The organism is Cupriavidus basilensis, from assembly GCF_029335485.1.
GTDB classification, from domain to species: domain Bacteria; phylum Pseudomonadota; class Gammaproteobacteria; order Burkholderiales; family Burkholderiaceae; genus Cupriavidus; species Cupriavidus basilensis_E.
Map to the genome: position 1 here is coordinate 1 of NZ_JARJLM010000287.1, position 3,287 is coordinate 3,287.

At 61.9% G+C, this 3,287-nt stretch carries 1 protein-coding gene; it reads left to right on the forward strand.

What is annotated here, in order from left to right; all coding sequences use genetic code 11:
- Positions 1-440 precede the first annotated feature (440 nt).
- A partial coding sequence (locus P3W85_RS16905) for an esterase-like activity of phytase family protein (RefSeq protein WP_276265622.1) occupies positions 441-3,287 on the forward strand: 2,847 nt, incomplete at its 3' end.

A 3,287-nucleotide genomic window follows, 5' to 3' on the forward strand; every position in this document is an offset into this window, starting at 1 on the left:
CGGATATTTCCCCTTCCATGGCCAACACGTAGCCGTATCCGGGACGCGTCCGTTCTCTGTCCGCTGCAGGGAAGCGTGCCACGCCCTCTACAACCGCAGGGGACAACTTGAGCCTGGGTGTCCCGCTCTCATCCCCGCCGTCGGCACGTGAGGGCAGGGCATTGACGCGCGTAATCAAGATATTAAGTGCGCATTCTAGATTGCGGTGAGCGTCTGAGAGTGCGCGGCAGAAAAAAGCTCGCAAGTTCGGCGCGGCTCCCGAGCCGCTGCCAAAGCACATCCTTCCTTAGGGTCGGCTTGCCTACTCCACCTGAATACGCTCTTCTCGTGCAGGCGCCGGAGATCCTCCTGCTCCGCAATCACCCGTTCCTCCAGCGATAGTCGAAGTGGCTGTTCTTCTGGCTGCATGTCGGTGATCCGCTCACGTATGGGATGCACCGATGAAGCATGGCGGCCGGCTCCGTCAGCTTCCCGAGAGACATGTCATCGAAATACATGCGCGAATCAGACTTTGCGCACGCAATCCTGATAAGCGGACCTTCATCCCGGTCGACGTTTTGGCGCATCACGCGCAAAACACAGGCCCGTCCGGCGTCGCCAGGACAAGCAGCATTTCCGCCACGGGGAAGGGCACCGATGGTAGTCCATCACGGCCGGTCTCTTGGGGCGCGAGGGCTCCGGTCAGCGTGGGCTCAGTCGCTACATTGTCATGTCGAAGAAACATCCAAACACCAATATGGTTGTTTCTCACACAAGAAGAGAGCCATGCCATGCATCCTGACAAATTCCGTTCTCGCCTGACCGGCGCCGCGCTCGCGAGCGCGCTGCTGGCCGCCACCTTGCTTGCCGCCTGCGGCGGTGACGACAATAGCGCGCCCGCTGCGTCCGTCGTCCCCGCCATGACGGAACCGACTCTAGTTGGCCGTGCTGTGCTGCCAGCCGCCACGTTTGCTACGGGGCCGGTCTCGGGGCGCTATATCAGCGGTGACCTGAATGGCGCAACGGCACCATTCGCGTCGCAACCGGTGCAGGGCTTCTCCGCGGTGTTGCGCAACAGCGATGGAACCTTCATGGTGATGGCCGACAATGGCTATGGTTCGCTGGAGAATTCGGCCGACTTCAATCTCCGTGTCTACACCGTCGCGCCGGTGTTCAAGACGTCGGCGGGCGGGTCAGGCAGCGTGACCGTCAAGAGCTTCATCGAGCTGAAGGATCCGAACAAGCTGGTGCCGTTCGCCATCTCCAACCAATTTACGACGGATCGCGTGCTGACCGGTGCCGACTTCGATATCGAGAGCATGCAGCGCGCGCCCGATGGCACGTTGTGGTTTGGTGATGAGTTCGGGCCGTTCCTGCTGCATACCGATGCGCAGGGCGTGCTGCTGGAGGCGCCGATTCCGTTGCCGGACTTCGAGAATCCGGGCAAGCAGATCCGCTCGCCGCAGAATCCGTTTTCGGAGGAGGCCACGCCGGTGCGGATCATGAACGCCGTGCGTACCCACGCATTCCAGTACGGCGCCAAGCGCGCTCCGGTGTTTTCGCCGTATTACGTGCAGCTCAAGTACGATGCCAATGGCGTGAAATCGAACCCGAACGCACATTATGCACGTGGCGCGAATCCGCAACCGGGTCTTGCCAAGGCTGTCTCCGATACGCTCGACCTGGCGTCACTCAAGGCCGCCGGCCATAGCGTGGTGACCTGGACGGTCAACGACAGCACGGAAATGACCACCCTTCTTAAGGCCGGCGTCAACGGCATCATTTCGGATCGGCCCGACTTGCTCTACGCAGCAGTGGCCGCCTTCGACGCCAATGGCGACGGCAAGCCAGGTGACTACCTGCTGGCGGATGGCCAGATCGACCCGGCCAAGTTCGACGCTCAGGGACACCGTGGCGCACGCAACCTGCGTCCCGAGAATACGCTTCCCGCCATGGAGGCAGCGCTCGACAACCTGATGACGACGCTAGAGACCGACGCCGGCATCACGCTGGATGGCGTGGCGGTACTCAAGCACGATCCGTACATCGAGGCCGTCAAGTGCCGCCGCATGGACGGTGCCCCGTACAACGCGGCCGACGAGGTGCTGATCAAGAGCCTGACGCTCGCGCAGATCCAGAGCACCTTCATCTGCGACAAGCTTTTCCGTGGTGCGAGCCAGGTCAATGATCCGGCGCTCTCGCCCGTCTCGGCGGCACTGGCCATGTCCAAGGGCTATGGCAGTCCGTACGTCGTGCCGGCCGCGAAGGATATTTTCGACCTAGTCGATGCCTACGTGAGCTACTACACGACCGGCGCGGGCAAGAGTCACGCTCAGGCCGCCAAGCGTGCCGCGAACGCGCAGAAGGTGCGCTTCAACATCGAGACCAAGATCAACCCGCGCGGTGACAAGGACGGCAAGGGCAACGTCTATCGGAGCCGCACCGTGGACGCCAACACGATGGCCGACACGCTGGCGAACCTGATCATTAGCCGCAACATGCAGCTTCGCGCGGATATCCAGAGCTTCGATTTCCGCACGCTGCTGCGTGTGCAGGAAAAGTTCCCGGCGATTCGCACGGTCTACCTGTTCGGCGACTTCCCCATCTACGGCGACCCTGCCAACACCGATGATGGCACCAACATGCAGGACGAGGCCGGCGCCAACACGCCGTGGATGGCGGGGCTGTACTGGCCGTACCGCTCCACCGTCACCTCCGCCCCAGTCCGTGCCAAGCGCTCGGGCGGATTCGAAGGGATGGCGATCAGCCCCGATGGCAAGAAGCTCTACCCGCTGCTGGAGCTGCCGCTGACTGGCCACGACGGCAAGACGCTGCTGATCTCCGAGTTCGACATCGCCAAGCGCCAATACACGGGCGTGCAGTACAAGTACAAGCTTGACGACAAGGGCACCAACATCGGCGACTTCATCCTGTACAACGCGACCGAAGGCATCATCATCGAGCGCGATGGTTCGCAGGGCGATTTGAACGGCTTCAAGAAGCTGTTCCAGGTGACGCTGGGCAGGCCGGGCGAGTACGTTGGCAAGACGGAGCTGGCCAACCTGATGAAGCTCCGCGACCCGGCGGGGATCAGCAAGGGTGGCGCCGCCGGCGATGTGGCAATCGGCGATCCGTTTGGCATGCCTTTCAACACCATCGAAGACATCGTGGTGCTTGACGCAAACACGCTGTTGGTCATCGACGACAACAACTATCCGTTCAGTGTCGGCCGCCACGTCGGCACGAAGGCCCCGGATGACAACGAGTTCATCCAGATCCGCCTGCCTAAAGCGTTGAACCTGGCAAAG